The following is a 312-nucleotide window of genomic DNA, read 5'->3' as shown; positions in this document are numbered from 1 at the left end:
TCATTCCGCGGGACTACTCGGGTTTCTAATCCTGTTCGCTCCCCACGCTTTCGTCCCTGAGCGTCAGTTGTAGTTTCGTAAGCTGCCTTCGCGATCGGTGTTCTATATCATATCTAAGCATTTCACCGCTACATGATATATTCCGCCTACGCCAACTACACTCTAGACTAACAGTATCAATGGCAGTTTCTCGGTTGAGCCGAGAGATTTCACCACTGACTTATTAGTCCGCCTGCGGACCCTTTAAACCCAATAAATCCGGATAACGCTTGCACCCTCCGTATTACCGCGGCTGCTGGCAATCAGGCCAAG

At 50.0% G+C, this 312-nt stretch carries 1 rRNA gene; it reads right to left on the bottom strand.

Annotated elements, in window-relative coordinates:
- Positions 1-312, bottom strand: a 16S ribosomal RNA gene (locus tag Ga0451573_RS19100); the annotation flags it as partial.

It is taken from the genome of Phosphitispora fastidiosa (assembly GCF_019008365.1).
In the GTDB taxonomy this organism is placed as follows: domain Bacteria; phylum Bacillota; class Thermincolia; order Thermincolales; family UBA2595; genus Phosphitispora; species Phosphitispora fastidiosa.
The sequence above is the reverse complement of the archived record's forward strand: the minus strand, read 5'-3'. Positions and strand labels throughout refer to the sequence as shown.